Annotated in this window: 15 protein-coding genes; 11 read left to right on the forward strand and 4 right to left on the reverse strand. The window is 73.4% G+C overall.

Annotated elements, in window-relative coordinates; genetic code table 11:
- The first annotated feature begins 20 nt into the window (after positions 1-20).
- Positions 21-686, forward strand: a complete 666-nt coding sequence (locus RM445_RS21075; RefSeq protein WP_311558532.1) for an SRPBCC family protein — start codon at positions 21-23, stop codon at positions 684-686.
- A 143-nt stretch (positions 687-829) separates the two neighbouring features.
- Here the strand turns inward: RM445_RS21075 and RM445_RS21080 are convergent, their stop codons facing one another.
- Positions 830-1300 carry a hypothetical protein gene (locus tag RM445_RS21080; RefSeq protein WP_311558533.1) on the reverse strand — a complete coding sequence of 157 codons (471 nt, stop codon included), beginning with the start codon at positions 1298-1300 and terminating at the stop codon, positions 830-832.
- 111 nt (positions 1301-1411) lie between these two features.
- Here RM445_RS21080 and RM445_RS21085 point away from each other — a divergent pair, with 111 nt between their 5' ends.
- From RM445_RS21085 to RM445_RS21100, 4 genes are all read left to right on the forward strand, one after another.
- Positions 1412-2446, forward strand: a complete 1035-nt coding sequence (locus tag RM445_RS21085) for a sensor histidine kinase (protein ID WP_311558534.1) — start codon at positions 1412-1414, stop codon at positions 2444-2446.
- Entirely contained in the window at positions 2430-3077 is a 648-nt protein-coding gene (locus tag RM445_RS21090) for a response regulator transcription factor (protein ID WP_311558535.1), read from the forward strand. Before RM445_RS21085 ends, RM445_RS21090 begins: the two co-directional genes overlap by 17 nt.
- Positions 3078-3148: 71 nt before the next feature.
- Positions 3149-5152 carry an acyltransferase family protein gene (locus RM445_RS21095; protein WP_311558536.1) on the forward strand — a complete coding sequence of 668 codons (2004 nt, stop codon included), beginning with the start codon at positions 3149-3151 and terminating at the stop codon, positions 5150-5152.
- Positions 5153-5265: 113 nt separating this feature from the next.
- Positions 5266-5709, forward strand: a complete 444-nt coding sequence (locus RM445_RS21100) for a DoxX family protein (protein ID WP_311558537.1) — start codon at positions 5266-5268, stop codon at positions 5707-5709.
- Here the strand turns inward: RM445_RS21100 and RM445_RS21105 are convergent, their stop codons facing one another.
- Complete coding sequence (locus RM445_RS21105; protein WP_311558538.1) at positions 5710-6204, reverse strand: MarR family winged helix-turn-helix transcriptional regulator; 495 nt, start codon at positions 6202-6204, stop codon at positions 5710-5712.
- 329 nt (positions 6205-6533) lie between these two features.
- Positions 6534-6953: an HNH endonuclease gene (locus RM445_RS21110; RefSeq protein WP_311558539.1), complete on the reverse strand. Its 420-nt coding sequence runs from the start codon at positions 6951-6953 to the stop codon at positions 6534-6536.
- 44 nt (positions 6954-6997) lie between these two features.
- On the opposite strand from RM445_RS21110, the gene RM445_RS21115 reads away from it, so the two are divergent.
- The 5 genes from RM445_RS21115 (at position 6998) to RM445_RS21135 (ending at position 13252) form a co-directional block, all read left to right on the forward strand.
- The gene (locus tag RM445_RS21115) at positions 6998-7813 is read left to right on the forward strand and encodes a PIG-L family deacetylase (RefSeq protein WP_311558540.1); all 816 of its coding nucleotides are present in this window, start codon (positions 6998-7000) and stop codon (positions 7811-7813) included.
- Positions 7814-7920: 107 nt separating this feature from the next.
- On the forward strand, positions 7921-9675 hold the full coding sequence (gene ctaD / locus RM445_RS21120; RefSeq protein WP_311558541.1) for an aa3-type cytochrome oxidase subunit I: 1755 nt from the start codon (positions 7921-7923) through the stop codon (positions 9673-9675).
- 11 nt (positions 9676-9686) lie between these two features.
- Positions 9687-10931 (forward strand): phosphoserine phosphatase SerB, encoded by a 1245-nt coding sequence (gene serB, locus RM445_RS21125; RefSeq protein WP_311558542.1) that lies wholly within the window; start codon positions 9687-9689, stop codon positions 10929-10931.
- Positions 10928-11638: an aminoacyl-tRNA hydrolase gene (locus RM445_RS21130; protein WP_397469379.1), complete on the forward strand. Its 711-nt coding sequence runs from the start codon at positions 10928-10930 to the stop codon at positions 11636-11638. Before serB ends, RM445_RS21130 begins: the two co-directional genes overlap by 4 nt.
- Before the next feature lie 102 nt (positions 11639-11740).
- Positions 11741-13252, forward strand: coding sequence for a carboxylesterase/lipase family protein (locus RM445_RS21135; RefSeq protein WP_311558543.1), 1512 nt, complete (start codon positions 11741-11743; stop codon positions 13250-13252).
- An 83-nt stretch (positions 13253-13335) separates the two neighbouring features.
- On the opposite strand, the gene RM445_RS21140 is transcribed toward RM445_RS21135, so the two are convergent.
- Positions 13336-15405, reverse strand: a complete 2070-nt coding sequence (locus RM445_RS21140; RefSeq protein ID WP_311558544.1) for an ATP-dependent DNA helicase — start codon at positions 15403-15405, stop codon at positions 13336-13338.
- A 117-nt stretch (positions 15406-15522) separates the two neighbouring features.
- On the opposite strand from RM445_RS21140, the gene RM445_RS21145 reads away from it, so the two are divergent.
- On the forward strand, positions 15523-16413 hold the full coding sequence (locus RM445_RS21145; protein WP_311558545.1) for a thioesterase family protein: 891 nt from the start codon (positions 15523-15525) through the stop codon (positions 16411-16413).
- Position 16414 lies beyond the last annotated feature (1 nt).

Below are 16414 nucleotides of genomic sequence, written 5' to 3' on the forward strand. Positions count from 1 at the left end.
CACCCCGAGAGAGGCGAGACATGATCGACATCCACGAGCACGTCAACGCGGTGCGCCGTGAGGTCGGCACCCGGGTCCTGGAGGCAGGCGAGGCCCGGGTCGTCACGCTCACCCGCACCTACGACGCACCGGTCGACGAGGTCTGGGACGCGTGCACGAGCATCGAGCGGATCCCGCGCTGGTTCCTGCCGATCACCGGTGATCTCCGGGTCGGGGGCCGCTACCAGCTGGAGGGCAACGCGGGCGGGGTCGTCGAGCGCTGCGACCCGCCGCGGTCGTTCGCCGCGACATGGGAGTTCGGCGGCGACGTGAGCGGCGTCGAGGTCCGGTTCGACCCGGCCCCCGCAGGGGGCACTGTGCTGACCCTGGAGCACGTCGGGCACGTCGACGACGAGTTCTGGGACCGGTTCGGCCCGGGCGCGGTGGGTCTCGGGTGGGAGGGCGGCCTGCTCGGGCTGGCCGGGCATCTGGGCGCGCCCGGCGTGGTGACGCCGGCCGAGGCCGAGGCCTGGGCCATGTCCGACGAAGGCCGCGCGTTCATGACGCTCAGCGCGGAGCGGTGGCGCGACGCGCACATCGCGGCCGGCGCGGACCCCGAGGCGGCGGCCGCGTCGGCGGCCCGGACGGCGGCGTTCTACACGGGCACGGCCGTCGACGACGCGGAGGCCCCCGCGGCGGCGGAGTGACCGGGCCCGAATGCCAGGAAGGCCACCTTCAGGACCGCAGACGTCATGAAGGTGGCCTTCCTGTCCCCCTTGGGACCGCCGGCCGGACCGGAGGGAGGTGGTACGGCCGGCGGAGAACCTGGGCCTGCCCGGATCGGACGGGGTCAGGCGGACAGACTGAGCGTGTCGACGTGGGACCGACCGCTGCGCGCCGTCGCGAACCCGAGCAGCCGGCGGATCGCAGCCGGCTCGTCGTCCAGCTCCACGTCCAGCGGCGGCACCGTCGAGCCGCGCCGACCACTGACGACCCGGTCGAGGACCTCGGCCGGGGTGGGCACGAGATCCACCGGCCGGGCGAGCGGACCGGCCAGGTACCGCGGCGCCGCGTCCGCGACCGACCGGGCGATCGACCAGCCGCGGGCCGGGCCCCAGGTGAGCACCTGGCCGGTCAGCACTCCGGCCGGGCCGTCGGCGAACACGAGCCGGACGTCGATCGGGTCCGATCCGGCGCCGGTCGAGACGGACCGCAGGGTCAGCCCGCGCGACCGGGCCTCGTCGACGACCTCGAGCCGGTAGCCGTGGACGGCGGCGACGGCGTCCGATCCGAGCGCGGCGACCAGCGCGTTGTTGTCCATGCGGCCCAGCCTGGCCGCGGCCGAGATCGGGAGATATCGGGCGCAACACCCATCTTGGGATGGGTGCGGGACCGGATGGACAGCCGCCGCGGCGGTGACGACCCTGGAGGGATGTCCGCGGTGACCGACCAGCGTCCCCCGGTCGGAGCGCGCGCACCGGCCCTGGGTACTCCCGCGACGATGCGCGGACTCTTCCGGCGGGTGTTCCTCGTCAACGTCGCCGTGCTGCTGGCGTCGTCGGCCCTGCTGGTGTTCTCGCCCGTCACCGTGTCGGCGCCGATCGTGGCGGCGGAGGTCGCCGTGCTCGGCCTGGGACTGCTGACGGCCCTGGTGCTGAACGCGCTCCTGCTGCGCGCGAGCCTGCGCCCCCTCGACGGGCTCACCGCGCTGATGGAGCGGGTCGACCTGCTGCGCCCCGGCGAGCGCCTCCCGGCCGCGGGCACTGGCGACGTCGCCCATCTCCTGCGCACCTTCAACGGCATGCTCGACCGGCTGGAGGCCGAGCGCGGGGCGAGCGCCGCCCGCGCACTGGCGGCCCAGGAGGGGGAGCGGCAGCGCATCGCGCGCGAGCTGCACGACGAGATCGGGCAGAGCCTCACCGCCGTGCTCCTGGCCCTCAAGCGCGCGGCCGACACCGCACCCGAACCGCTGCGCACCGACCTCGGCATGGTCACGGAGACCGTCCGCGCAAGCCTGGACGAGGTGCGGCAGGTGGCGCGCCGGCTGCGTCCCGGCGTGCTCGACGACCTGGGACTGGTCAGCGCGATCGACGCGCTGGCCGCCGACGTCACCGAGGCGAGCGGGGTGCCCGTGACCGTGGAGGTGGACCCGCTGCTCCCCGGCCTGGGCGCGGAGGCCGAGCTGGTCGTCTACCGCATCGCGCAGGAGAGCCTGACGAACGTCGCCCGGCACGCCGGGGCCCAGGCCGTCGACCTGTCGCTGCGGCACGCCGACGCCGCGGTGGTGCTGACGGTGACCGACGACGGCCGGGGGATCGGCGACGGCGTGGAGGGCGCGGGGATCCGCGGCATGCGCGAGCGGGCGCTGCTCGTCGGCGCCGAGCTCGCCGTCGGGCCCCACCCGGACGGCGGCACCGAGGTCCGGCTGCGGGTGCCGGTACGTGAAGGAGGTGGCGACGATAGGTGACACGCGGATCCTGCTGGCCGACGACCACGCGCTCGTCCGCCGCGGGCTGCGGCTGATCCTCGACGGCGAGCCGGGGCTCACCGTGGTCGCGGAGGCCGGCGACGGGGCCGAAGCCGTGGAGCTCGCGGCCGCGGGCGGCGTCGACCTGGCCGTCCTCGACATCGCGATGCCGCGCATGACCGGCCTGCAGGCGGCCCGCGAGATCTCCCGGCGGGAGCTCCCGGTCCGGATGCTGATGCTGTCGATGTACGACAACGAGCAGTACCTGCTCGCGGCCCTGCAGGCCGGCGCGTCGGGCTACGTGCTCAAGTCGGTGGTCGACCGCGACCTGGTGGCGGCCTGCCGGTCGGCCGTGCGCGGCGAGCCGTTCCTGCATCCCGGCGCGGCGGGCACGTTGATCCGCGACCACCTGCGCCGCGGGACGGTGCCCGACCGCCTGCTCACGCCGCGGGAGGAGGAGGTGGTCAAGCTCATCGCCGAGGGCAACTCGGCGAAGGAGATCGCCGACACCCTCGTGATCAGCGTGAAGACCGTCGACCGGCACCGGGCCAACGTGCTGGCCAAGCTCGGGCTGCGCGACCGGCTCGATCTCACACGCTTCGCCATCCGGGCCGGGCTCGTCGAACCCTGATCCGCCCTTATCATCATCTTTCGGGGGATGTGCCGTCCGTAGCGGCCGTGTAAAGGAAGGGGCCGCGCGAGGTGGGGGGTACCGGTCCTGCGTCGGCGTCGCTGGTGCGCGTGCACCGGCCCGAGCTGCAGGGCCTGCGCGCGGTCGCCGTGGCGCTGGTCGTCGTCTACCACGTGTGGTTCGGCCGGGTGTCCGGCGGCGTCGACGTGTTTTTCGTCGTCTCGGGCTTCCTGCTGACCGGTCAGCTCGCGCGCGCCGCCGACCGGGGGCCGCTGGCGCTGGGCAGGCGGTGGAGCCGCACGCTCGTCCGGCTGCTGCCGTGCGCCGTCGTCGTCCTGGTGGCGACCGTCGCCGCCGGGATGCTGCTGCTGCCGGAGGGACGCTGGCCGCAGACGTTGCGCGAGGTCGCCGCCGCCGCGCTGTTCCTGGAGAACTGGCAGCTCGCCGCGGACACGGTCGACTACGCCGCGCGCAGCAACATGTCCAGTCCGGTGCAGCACTTCTGGTCGCTGTCCATCCAGGGGCAGTTCTTCCTCGTCTGGCCTCTGCTGGTGGCGCTGGTCGCGCTCGCCGCGAGGGGCGACGCCGCCCGGATACGCGCGCACCTGACCGTCGCGGTCCTCGGCGTCTTCGCCGCGTCCCTGACCTTCTCGGTCGTACTGACGGCGACGAACCAGCCGCTGGCCTACTTCCACTCCCTGACCCGGCTGTGGGAGTTCGCCCTCGGCGGGCTGCTCGCCCTGACGATCGACACGGTCCGGCTGCCCCGCCGGACGCGGGTCCACATGGGCTGGGTCGGGCTGATCGGGCTGCTGGCCTGCGGTGCGGTGCTGCAGGTGGACAACATCTTCCCGGGGATCGTGGCGCTGTGGCCCACGGGCTGCGCGGTGCTGGTGCTGCTGGCGGGTGTCACCGGGGCGCGCGGCGGCGCGGACCGGCTGCTGACCTCCCGGCCGCTGCGCTACGTCGGCGACCTGAGCTACCCGCTGTACCTGTGGCACTGGCCGGTGCTGGTGTTCACGCTCGTGCTCACCGGCCGCGACCGGCTCGACCTCGCGAACGGCGCGGTCGTGGTTGCCCTGTCCGTCGTGCTCGCCGTGCTGACCCACCACCTCGTCGAGAAGCCGGTGCCGGCGCTGCCGGGCGGCGGGTACCGGGTGGCGGTCGCGGGCCTGGTCGCGGTGTTCCTCGCCTCCGGGATGTGGCAGGTCGAGGCCGTGCAGCGGGCTTCCGGCGCGGGCCAGGTAGGTGACATCCGCTACCCCGGTGCGCTCGCACTGGCCGCGGGCGATCCGGAGCCGGCGCCCCTGCTGCCGCCGCCGGTGTCGGTGACCGACGACTGGGTGCGGATCGAGCACTGGGACTGCGCGCCGATGACCCGGTTCCCGATGGACGCCTGCACGCGGCCGGTCGAGGCGCCGCAGCGGCGGATCGTCGTGGTCGGCGACTCCCACGCCCAGCAGCTGAGCGGCGCGCTGGTGCCGATCGCGGACCGGCACGGGTGGCAGCTGACGGTGATCGCCCGCGGGGCGTGCCCGTTCTCCACCGTGTCGGAGGTCGTGCCGGACGAGCCGGACTGCCTCGCGTGGGGCGACGCCGCGGCCGCCGAGATCGCGGACCTGCACCCGGACGCGGTGGTCACCCTGGCCAGCCGGGACGTCCGGGCCGGCTTAACGGAGCAGACGCCGTCGGGGTTCGTCGCCCGCTGGCAGCAGCTGGCGCAGCTCGGCATCCCGGTGCTCGCGATCCGCGACAACCCCCGGTTCGACCGGTCGATGCCGGACTGCGTCCAATCGATCCAGGTGCAGCAGGCGGGCGACGATCCGGCGGCGCCGGTCTGCGGGGTGGATCGGGCGGCGGTCTACGCCCCCGAGCCGCCGTGGACGCACCTGCCCGACGTGCCGTCGAACGTCCGGTTCCTCGACATCGCCGACCGCGTCTGCGGGCCGGACCTCTGCCCGGCGGTGATCGGCAACGTGCTGGTCTACTTGGACGACAACCACCTCACCGCGTCGTACTCCACGTCGATGAGCCCGCTCGTCGAGAGCGACGTGCTCGCCGCGATCGGGCTGTGAGCCCACCCCACCGCTTAGGCGTTGACGCTTCAACTAATGGGCAGGTAATCTTCACTCTATTGAAGCATCAATAATTTGCTGCGGTGCGCCGTGGCCCGACGGAAGGCTCCCTCATGACCCTGCCCGCCATGACCGTGCGCCCGGCTGCCCGCGACGCCCTGCTGCTCGTCGCCCGCGTCCTGCTCGGCGTCGTCCTCATCGCCCACGGCTGGCAGAAGTTCGCCACCTACGGCATCGCCGGCACGGCCGGGTCCTTCGCGCAGATGGGCATCCCGCTGCCCGCGGTGGCTGCGGCCTTCGCCGCGGTCGTGGAGCTGGCGGGCGGCGCGGCGCTGCTGCTGGGCGCGGCCACCGTGGTGGCCGGCGCGCTCGTCGTGCTCGACATGCTCGGCGCGTTCCTGCTGGTCCACGTCGGCAACGGGGTGTTCGTCACCGACGGCGGCTTCGAGCTGGTCTGGGCGATCGCCGCGGCGGCCCTCGTGCTCATCGCGGTCGGACCCGGGCGCTTCAGCGTGGACGGCGCGCTCGCCTCGCGCCGTCGCGCCGTCACCGTCTAGTCATGGCCCGACCTGCTCGCCGCTCACCGCTCTCGAGTTGCCGGCCTTCGCCTGTCGACCGTCGGGATCCTGGCCCTCGACGATCTCGCCGAGGAAGCGGGCGATGACGGCGAGCTCGTCTGCACCGCGCCGGTGCAGGATGTCGTCGAGCACGTCGATGGGATCGTGCCGGGCCGCCGTCAGGCGTGCGGTCGCCTGCGGATCGGGGATGACGCGGACCTTGCGCCGGTCCGCGTCGTCGCGCTCGCGGCTGACGAAGCCCGCGCGCTCGAGCCGGTCGATCACGCCGGTCACGCTGCCGGTGGTCAGGCCGGTCAGCTGCGCCAGCCGCCCCGGCGTGAGCGGGCCGTAGACGTCGAGCAGGGTGAGGAACCGCGAGTCCGTCCCGCCGAGCCCCAGGCGCTGCGACGCGACGTGGTCGCGCAGGCAGACCTCGGCGACCAGTCGCAGCACACTCGTTCGGATCTCCTCGCGCAGATTGTCCACGCCTGCCACCACTTTCTCCTACTGTCGCGGCAACAGATCCTCGGTGGTCCGACACCTCGACCACCAAGCGATCTTCCGCGCCGCCCACACCATGAAACCCGGTGTGACCAGCGTCGGAACGTGCCGATCGCCGAAATTCGCTCGTCCGGGTGGGCTGTGCGGCTAGAGCTTGCGAATGGCACGCAAGGGCCGCAGGACGGCTGGCGGAGTTCCCCGGCCCGGGCCGTGACCCGGAAGAACCCGGGCGGCTGGGCGCAGAAGAAAGTCGAGGGTCACGTCGGATGCCACAGAGGCTCGTCCTTCGAGTCGTAGCGTCCCCTCGCCGAGAACATCGTAGCTCACGTGATGCGGGTCACAGCACGCCCGGGCTCCAGGCGTCGCAGTTGGGCGGCGAGGTACGGCCGCGCGCGACGCATCCCGCCACGCGTCCTGATCGCCTGTTCCAGAGCCCGCAGCGCGCCGACGACGGCACCGACGTCAGGCTCCCAGCCACGGCGCTCGCACTCCGCGAGCCAGTCGGCGGGAGTGGAGTGCCCGCGCTCGCGGTTGCACCGCGCGCAGGCGAGCACCTCGTTCTCCAGCCACGACGGACCGCCCTTGACCTTCGGCACGAGGTGGTCGGTGGTGGCGCGCACCAGCCCCGCACACTCGCGACGGCACCACACGCAGCGCGGTCCGTCGCGCTCGACGGCCAGGCGCAGCCGGGCCGCGCGATCGGGTCGGGCCGGGACGGCGGAGGTGGTCGGGGGGATGGTCATCGCCGTCCAGTGTGCGCCGCGGGACGGCACTAGGCTCGTCGCTCGTGGGGACCATCGTCAGCTTCCACGCCCATCCCGACGACGAGGCCATCGGCACCGCGGGCACTCTCGCGCGGGCCGCCGACGCCGGACACCGGGTCGTGCTCGTGTTCGCCACGCGCGGGGAGCTGGGTGAACCCGTCCCGGGTGTCCTCGGCGACGGCGAGCAGTTGGCGATGCGACGGAGCGCGGAGTGTTTCACCGCGGCCCAGGAGATCGGCGCGAAGCGCGTGGAGTTCCTAGGCTGGACCGACTCCGGGATGATGGGCGAGCCCACCAACGACGCGCCGTACTGCTTCTGGCAGGCGTCGGTGGAACACGCGGCGCGCCGGCTCGCGGTGATCCTCGACGAGGAGGAGCCCGACGTCCTCACCGTCTACGACGACAACGGCGGCTACGGGCATCCGGACCACATCCAGGTCCACCGCGTCGGCATGCGCGCCGCCGAGCTGAGCGCCGTCCCGGTCGTCGCCCAGGGCACGATCAACCGCGACTGGCTGGCTGTCGGGCGACGGCGCCTGGTCGCGTCCGGGCAGATCGACGGCGCCGCGACCATGCCCGAGCCGGACGCGCCGAACTGGGGCAAGCCCGAGACGGAGATCACACACAAGGTCGAGGTCGTCGACGTGGCCGACCGCAAGCGCGCGGCGATGCGGGCCCACGCCAGCCAGATGGGGCCGGACCATCCACTGCTGGCGATGCCCGAGCCGATGTTCCTCGTCGGGCTGGGCGTCGAGTTCTACATCGTCCGCCCCGAGCCCAGCCCGGCCGCGGCGTCGGACGTGTTCCTCGACCTGTTCACGCCCCTGCGGCCGGGCTGAGAACGCGCCGATCCACCCAACCCGCGGCGCGCCTTCTACAGCCTGTCGGGCTACGATCCTCGAAGGTTCGCCTTGGACCGCCACCAGGGTTCATGCAGGAGGCCCCCGTGACAGCCGTCGCCCCCAAACCGATCACGTCGCGCCCGTACCCGGCGCGCCGTGCGGCCAAGGGATCCATGTTCGTCAAGATGCTGCACACGACGGACCCCAAGGACATCGCGATCCTGTATCTGGTCACGACGTTCATCTTCTTCATGGTGGGCGGCGCGATGGCGCTGCTGATCCGCGGCGAGCTGGCCGTCCCGGGGCAGCAGTTCCTGAGCAACGAGCAGTACAACCAGCTGTTCACGATGCACGGCACGGTCATGCTGCTGCTGTACGCGACGCCCAGCCTGTTCGGCTTCGCGAACTACATCGTGCCGCTGCAGATCGGCGCCCCTGACGTCGCCTTCCCGCGGTTGAACGCCTTCTCGTACTGGCTGTTCCTGTTCGGCTCGCTGATCGTGCTGTCCGGGTTCCTGACGCCGGGCGGTGCGGCGGACTTCGGCTGGTTCGCCTACACGCCGCTGTCCGACGCCGTGCGCTCGCCGGGCGCCGGTGCCGACCTGTGGATCATGGGCCTAGCGGTCAGCGGTCTGGGCACGATCCTCGGTGGCGTCAACTTCATCACCACGATCATGTGCATGCGCGCACCCGGGATGACGATGTTCCGGATGCCGATCTTCACCTGGAACATCTTCGTCACGGCGTTCCTGATCCTGCTCGCGTTCCCGATCCTGACCGCGGCCCTGCTCGCCCTGGCGGCCGACCGGCACTTCGGCGCGCACGTGTTCGACCCGGCGAACGGCGGCACGATCCTGTGGCAGCACCTGTTCTGGTTCTTCGGTCACCCTGAGGTCTACATCCTCGCGTTGCCGTTCTTCGGCATCGTCACCGAGGTGATCCCGGTGTTCGCCCGCAAGCCGCTGTTCGGCTACAAGGGCATGGTGTTCGCGACGCTGTCCATCGCGGCCCTGTCCGCTGCGGTGTGGGCGCACCACATGTACGCCACCGGCGCGGTGCTGCTGCCGTTCTTCTCGCTGATGACGTTCCTGATCGCCGTCCCGACGGGTGTCAAGTTCGTCAACTGGATCGGCACGCTGTGGCGCGGGAAGATGACGTTCGAGACGCCGATGCTGTTCTCGCTCGGCTTCCTGGTGACGTTCCTGTTCGGCGGCCTCACCGGCGTGCTGCTGGCCAGCCCGCCGCTGGACTTCCACGTCTCCGACTCGTACTTCGTCGTGGCGCACTTCCACTACGTGCTGTTCGGCACGATCGTGTTCGCGACGTTCGCCGGCATCTACTTCTGGTTCCCGAAGATGACGGGCCGGATGATGGACGAGACGCTGGGCAAGGTCCACTTCTGGACCCTGTTCATCGGGTTCCACACCACGTTCCTGGTGCAGCACTGGCTGGGCAACGAGGGCATGCCGCGCCGGTATGTCGACTACCTGCCGACCGACGGGTTCACCACGTTGAACGCGATCTCCTCGATCGGCGCGTTCATCCTGGGCCTGTCGACGCTGCCGTTCCTGTGGAACGTCGTCAAGAGCTACCGCTTCGGCCGTGTGGTGACCGTTGACGACCCGTGGGGCTTCGGCAACTCGCTGGAGTGGGCCACCTCGTGCCCGCCGCCGCGGCACAACTTCACCGAGCTGCCCCGCATCCGGTCGGAGCGCCCGGCGTTCGAGCTGCACTACCCCGAGTACGTCGAGCGGTACCGCAACGAGGCCCACGTGGGTGGGCGCGCGGCGCCATCGGAGGCACTCGGCCAGGCGGCCGGCCGGGAGACGCAGCCCAACGACGACCTGCAGTCGCGCTGACGCGGACGGGAATGACAGGTACGCGTACGTTCGGGGTGGGCACCAACGTCCTGATCACGGTGACGGGGCCGGACCGGCCCGGGGTGAGTTCGGTGCTCTTCGCCGCGCTCACCCGGCACGGCGTGGACCTGCTGGACGTCGAGCAGGTCGTCGTCCGCGGGCACCTCACGCTGGGCGCGCTCGTCGCGGTGCACCGCGATCCCGACGGGCTTCGCGAGGCCGTCGAGCAGGCGATCGACGCCATCGGCATGCAGGTGCACACCGCGATCGACGACGGCGACGACGCCGCGGCGCGACGCCGGTCGACGCACGCCGTCGTCGTGCTCGGCCGGCCGATCACCGCGCGGGCGTTCGGGAAGGTCGCGCAGGCGCTGGCCGAGCTCGGGGCGAACATCGACTCGATCCGCCGCGTCGCCGACTACCCGGTCACGGGGCTGGAGCTGGAGGTCTCGCCGACCACCCTGCACCCGCCCGGGACCCTGCGCACGCGGCTCGTCGAGGTCGCAGGCGAGGCCGGGGTCGACATCGCCGTGGAGCGGGCGGGGCTCGCCCGTCGGGGCAAGCGACTGATCGTCTTCGACGTCGACTCCACGCTCGTGCAGGGCGAGGTGATCGAGATGCTCGCCGCGCGGGCCGGGGCCGACGCCGAGGCCGAGGTGCGCGCGGTGACCGAGGCCGCGATGCGCGGTGAGCTCGACTTCGCCGCGTCGCTGCGCCGCCGCGTCGCGGTGCTGGCGGGTCTGCCGGCCTCGATCCTCGACGAGGTCGCCGGGAGCCTGGAGCTGACACCCGGTGCCCGCACCACGATCCGGACCCTGCGGCGGCTCGGGTTCCGTTGCGGGGTGGTCTCGGGCGGGTTCCGGCGGGTGATCGAGGGCCTCGTCGACGACCTGCGCCTGGACTTCTGCGCGGCGAACGAGCTGGAGATCGTCGACGGGGTGCTCACCGGGCGCGTGGTGGGCGAGATCGTGGACCGGCCCGGCAAGGCGGTGGCCCTGCGCCGCTTCGCCGAGACCTACGGGGTGCCGCTCGAGCAGTGCGTCGCGGTGGGCGACGGCGCGAACGACATCGACATGCTCACCACGGCGGGGCTGGGGATCGCCTTCAACGCGAAGCCGGCCCTGCGGGAGGTGGCCGACACCGCGCTGTCGCACCCCTACCTGGATGTCGTGCTGTTCGTGCTGGGCATCACCCGCGACGAGGTGGAGCACGCCGACGAGGCCGAGGGCCTGCTGCGCCGGGTGCCGATCGCGTGAGCGTGCTGGCTCCGCTGGCCGCCCGCTACGGTGCCGATCGGCCCGGGGTGCCGCGCGCCGAGATCCCGCCCGAGCCGGACGGCGTCGTGCGCGCGATGCCGGTCGTACTGCGGCTGGAGCGGGCGCCCGCCCTCCGGACCCCGGTGCTGGAGGCCGCGGCCCGTGCCGCGCTCGCGGTCTGCCTCGATCCCCGCGCCGAGCCGGACGGCGAATGGCACGAGGCCGTGGCGACGTGGGTCGACGCGCGCATCCGCAAGATCGCCCGCCGGGCGCGCGGCGCGCACTGGGAGGCGGTGCAGAACCTGCTGGGCGTGACGGTGACCGTCGGCGACGCGCAGGCCCGCGCGCTGCTGCCCGGGCCCGTCGACGACGTGCCGAAGGTCGTCTCCCGGCTGCAGATCGGCGGCACGGACCTCCCCGACGACGACCCCGGCCCGCCTCCTCCCGGCGTCCCGGTGATCTGGGTGAACGGCGTGCTCGGGATGACGGTGGGCAAGGCCGCGGCGCAGGTCGGGCACGCGTCGATGCTGGACGCGGCGGTCCGCGGCCTCGACGAGGTGCCGCCGTACGCCGTGCGGACGGCGGATCCGGCGCAGTGGTCGCGGCTGTGCGAGGCGGCGGAACGGGGTGTGGCCGTCGCAGTGCGCGACGCCGGATTCACCGAGGTGGCACCGGGCACGATCACGACGATCACGACGCCGGGCTGAGTCCGCGCACGGGTGACGTCGATCCTCCGACTCGCTGGGAGGATCCTGTGCAGTTCCGCGGGTGGCGGCGAGGACGGGACGACCGGGCCTAGGGTCGTGGACATGACGAGCGACCTGGAGGTGCGCACCACCGCGGGTGTGGTGCGCGGCGTCGCGGTGGGGGACGACCTGCGCGCGTGGCGCGGCATCCCGTACGCGGCGTCGGCGGCGGGGGAGGGGCGGTTCCGGGCACCCCGGCCGCCGGAGCAGTGGACGGGCGTGCGCGACGCGTCGGCGTTCGGACCGGTGCCGCCCCAGCAGCGGGTGTGGCTCGGCCTGCTCGGGGCGGGCCGCCGCACCGGGATGGGCGAGGACTGCCTCTCGGTCAACGTCGTCGCGCCCACCGCCCCCGCACCGCCGCGGCCCGTGATGGTGTGGATCTACGGCGGGGCGTTCAGCATGGGGTCGTCGGCCGTCCCGGGCTACGCCGGGCACGCGCTCGCCCGGGCCGGCGACGTCGTCTACGTGTCGTTCAACTACCGCCTCGGCGCACTCGGGTTCACCGACGTCACCCGCTACGCCACGGCCGCGCGGCCGTTCGACTCCAACCTCGGGATCCGCGACCAGGTCGCGGCGCTGGAGTGGGTGCGCGACAACATCGCGGCGTTCGGCGGCGACCCCGCCAACGTCACGATCTTCGGCGAGTCGGCCGGCGGGATCTCGGTGACGACTCTGCTGTCCGTGCCCACGGCCCGCGGCCTGTTCCACCGGGCGATCGCGCAGAGCCCCGCCCCGGCCGCCGCCTACACGCCCGAACGCGCCGCCGGGTGGGCCGCGCAACTCGTCGGGCTGCTCGGTGTGGAGGAGAAGGACGCCGTGGGCGCCCTGCTCGGGGCGTCGCCCGACGACGTCGTCCGGGCGGGCACCCTGCTCGACGAGTGGGCGAACGAGGCGACGCCCGGGGTGCTGTGCTTCGCCCCGGTCGTCGACGGCGAGTTCCTGCCGGTGCACCCGCTCGACGCCGCCGCGACCGGCGCGGCGCACCCCGTCCCGCTGCTGATCGGCACGAACGACCGCGAGGGCACGCTGTTCGCCAAGTCGGGCGGGAACCTGCTGCCGACGACGCCGGCACGGATCGCCCGGCTGTTCGCGAGCACGGACCCGGCCGCGCGGGACCGGGTCCTCGCCGCCTACCCGGGCCTGCCGAGCCGCGCGGCCGTCGCCGACGTCGCCGGGGACCACGCCTTCTGGTGGCCGAGCATGCGGGCGGCCGAGGGGCACGCCGGCAACGCGCCGACCTTCGTCTACCGCTACGACCTGGCGCCGCGCCTCGCGCGGTTGGCGGGGCTCGACGCCACGCACGCGGCGGAGATCGTCCCGGTGTTCGGCGAGGTCGACTCGCCGATGGCGCGCCTGCAGACAGCTGCTGGCGGGCGCGCCGCGCTACGGGCGGTGAGCTTGCGGATGCAGGCGCACTGGGTCCACTTCGCGCGGCACGGCGTGCCCGGCCCGGAATGGCCCGCGTACGACACCGACCGCCGCCCCACCCTGATCTTCGACGAGACCGACCGCGTGGAGGACAACCCCCGCGGCGACCGCCGCGCCGCCTGGAGCGGCTTCACCGACTACCGCTGAGGCGTACCGGTGCACGCGAGTCTTGCGTTCATGTACGCGAGTTGCGCGGTTGTGCCCGGTGTACCGCGACGGCGCGGGACGGCCTACGGGGTGGTGTCGCGGAGGCGGCGCAGGGCGCCGAGGACCTTCTCCCGGTCGTCGGTCTGCCAGAAGGGCGGCAACGAGGCGCGCAGGAACCCGCCGTAGCGGGCCGTGGCCAGCCGGGGGTCCAGGACCGCGACGACGCCGCGGTCGCCCATGCCGCGCAGCAGCCGGCCCGCGCCCTGGGCCAGCAGTAGCGCGGCGTGCGTCGCGGACACGGTGAGGAAGCCGTTCCCGCCACGGGAGTCGGCGGCACGCTGCCGGGCGGCCACCAGCGGGTCGTCCGGCCGCGGGAACGGGATCCGGTCGATGATCACGCACGAGAGCGACGGGCCCGGGACGTCGACGCCCTGCCACAGCGAGAGCGTGCCGAACAGCGACGTCGCCTCGTCCTCTGCGAACCGCCTGACCAGCAACATCGTCGCGTCGTCGCCCTGGCAGAGCAGCGGGGTGTCCAGCCGGCCGCGCAGCGCCTCGGTGGCCTGCTTCGCCGCGCGCATGGAGGAGAACAGCCCGAGTGTCCGTCCGCCCGCCGCCTCGACCAGCCCGGCGATCTCGTCCAGGTACGCGGGCGGGAGCCCGTCGCGCCCGGGCGGCGGCAGCCGCTTGGCGACGTAGAGGATGCCGCTCTTCGCGTGCTGGAAGGGCGAGCCGACGTCCATCCCCGACCACTTCGGGGCGTCGGGGTCCTGGACCGGATCGTCGGTCTCTCCGGTAGCGGGCTTCTCCGGCGGGAGGCCCCACTGCCGGGCCAGCGCGTCGAAGGTCCCGCCGAGCGTCAGCGTGGCCGACGTGAGGATCACGGTGCTGCGCCCGAACAACCGCTCCCGCAGCAGCCCGCCGACGGCCAGCGGCGCCGCCCGCAGCACCCGGCTCCGGGCGGCGTCGGGGCCCTGCTCGGCGAGCCACACGACGTCGCGCCGGCGCGCGGCGTCCGGTTCGTCGAAGGCGTTGAGCAGGCGGAACGCGGTGTCGGCGACCTCGTCGAGCGCGGACTGCGCGACCTTGCGGCCCGCCGCACCCTCCGGATCCTCCCGGCGCTCGCCGCCGAGCGCCTGCTTGCACGCCACCGCGGCGTCGCGCACGGCGGTGAGCACCCCGGCGGCCGGCCGGGGCAGGTTCTCCCAGCGGCCCGGGGGCAGGTCGTCGAGTATCAGCGCCAGGCCCTCGCCCGCCTCGACCAGCCGGTCCGCCACGGCCTGGTCGACGAGCTTCCCGCAGCGCCGCGCCGCCGCGGTGACCGCGCCGGTGGTCAGCTCCGCGGTCGCGACGCCGGTGATCCGGTCGACCAGTTCGTGCGCTTCGTCGACGATCACCACGTCGTGCTCGGGCAGCACCGGCCGGCCCTCGAGCGCGTCGATCGCCAGCAGCGCGTGGTTGGTCACGACGACGTCCGCCCGCCCGGCCTCGGCGCGGGCCTTCTCGGCGAAGCAGTCGTCGCCGACCGGGCACCGCGACGCCCCCAGGCACTCGCGGGCGCTGACGGACACCTGCCGCCAGGCCGACTCGGGCACGCCGGGGACGAGTTCGTCGCGGTCGCCGGTCTCGGTGTCGCTGCTCCACTCGTGGATGCGCTTGACCGTCCGGCCCATGGCCGAGATCGCGAACGGGTCGAACAGCTGCTCCCCGTCGTCGACGTCGTCGCCGTTGCCGTGCAGCTTGTTCAGGCACAGGTAGTTGCGGCGGCCCTTGAGGATCGCGAAGGTCGGTGCCCGCCCGAGCAGCGGCTTGAGCGCCTTGGCCAGCCGCGGCAGGTCGCGGTCGACGAGCTGGCGCTGCAGGGCGATCGTCGCGGTCGACACGACGACGGTGTTGCCGCGCTCCACGGCGTGCCGGATCGCCGGAACGAGGTAGGCCAGCGACTTGCCGGTTCCGGTGCCCGCCTGCACGGCGAGGTGTTCACCCGAGGCGATCGCCTTCCGGACGGCCTGGGCCATCGCGTCCTGCCCGTCGCGCCGCGCGCCGCCGACGGCGGTGACCGCTGCTTCGAGGAGCTCGGCGACGCCGGGCAGCTCCGCCGCCGCGGTTGCCGCATCCGCAAGGGTCGGGCTCGAGGCGGGCGCGGACGGCACCCCGGCAGGCTACCGGGCGCCTCCGACGGCCCGGGGCGGAACGGCGCAGCTCGGCTGTACCCGGTCGGGCCACGGGTCCGTGCGGCGGTGCCGGGCCCGACTTGCCATCATCGTCGGGTGACTGCCACGGACAACGTCGCGAGCCCCGCCCCCTCGCTGTTCCCGGTTCTGCTCGAGCACACGGCTCAGTACAGCGACCTCGACCCGAGCCGGCGCATCGGACGCGACACGCTCGTGCGCTGGTTCGAGGACGCCCGGGTCCAGCTCGGGCGCGAGGCGCTGGACGCCGATCTCGCCGACCGTGCCGAGGGCCTGGTGCGCCTGCGGGTGGTCGCGGTGCGCGTCGACGTGCTGGCCCCGCTACGCATCGCGGGCCAGTACCGGATCGGCATCGGGGTGAGCCGGATCGGCACCTCGTCGGTGAGCTACCGCTACGGGGTGTTCGCGGGCGACGAGTGCGTGGCCACCGGCGCGACGACCAGTGTGTACGTCGGCGACGACGGCTCGGCCGCGCCGCTGCCCGACGAGCTGCGCGAGCAGCTGGGCCGCCACCGCATCGCGGGTCCGGAGGCGGAACCGCCCGAGCGCGATTCGGCGCGAGCCCGTGAGGCCTATCCGTTCCGGCTCGACGTCCGGACCCGATTCGGCGACCTCGACACGAACCGGCACGTCAACAACGTCCGGCTGGCCACCTGGTACCTCGACGGCCTGGCCGAGCTGCACCTCGACGTGCTCGGCTACCCCGTCGGCGGCCCCCTCGACGGGCTCGCGCCGAGCTCGCTGAGCGTGCAGTACCTCGGCGAGGTGCACTACCCGGGCATCTACCAGCTGCGGGTCGCCGTGCTGGACATCGGCGACGACGACATCGTCCGCTACGTCTGCGGGCTCTTCGACGGCCCGACGTGCGTCGGGCTCGCGGAGGCCGTGGGCTCGTGCCACGCGACGGACGCCGACGGCGAGCCGGTGGACCTGGCCGCGGCGCTGGAGCCCTTCCGGCTGCGCGGGTGAC

This window comes from Pseudonocardia charpentierae, from assembly GCF_031845345.1.
Taxonomy (GTDB): domain Bacteria; phylum Actinomycetota; class Actinomycetes; order Mycobacteriales; family Pseudonocardiaceae; genus Pseudonocardia; species Pseudonocardia charpentierae.

Coding starts and splice junctions, on each gene's coding strand:
- RM445_RS21075 (WP_311558532.1), top strand. CDS start 21: ATGATCGACATCCACGAGCACGTCAACGCGGTGCGCCGTGAGGTCGGC.
- RM445_RS21080 (WP_311558533.1), bottom strand. CDS start 1,300: ATGGACAACAACGCGCTGGTCGCCGCGCTCGGATCGGACGCCGTCGCC.
- RM445_RS21085 (WP_311558534.1), top strand. CDS start 1,412: ATGTCCGCGGTGACCGACCAGCGTCCCCCGGTCGGAGCGCGCGCACCG.
- RM445_RS21100 (WP_311558537.1), top strand. CDS start 5,266: ATGACCCTGCCCGCCATGACCGTGCGCCCGGCTGCCCGCGACGCCCTG.
- RM445_RS21110 (WP_311558539.1), bottom strand. CDS start 6,953: ATGACCATCCCCCCGACCACCTCCGCCGTCCCGGCCCGACCCGATCGC.
- serB (WP_311558542.1), top strand. CDS start 9,687: ATGACAGGTACGCGTACGTTCGGGGTGGGCACCAACGTCCTGATCACG.
- RM445_RS21135 (WP_311558543.1), top strand. CDS start 11,741: ATGACGAGCGACCTGGAGGTGCGCACCACCGCGGGTGTGGTGCGCGGC.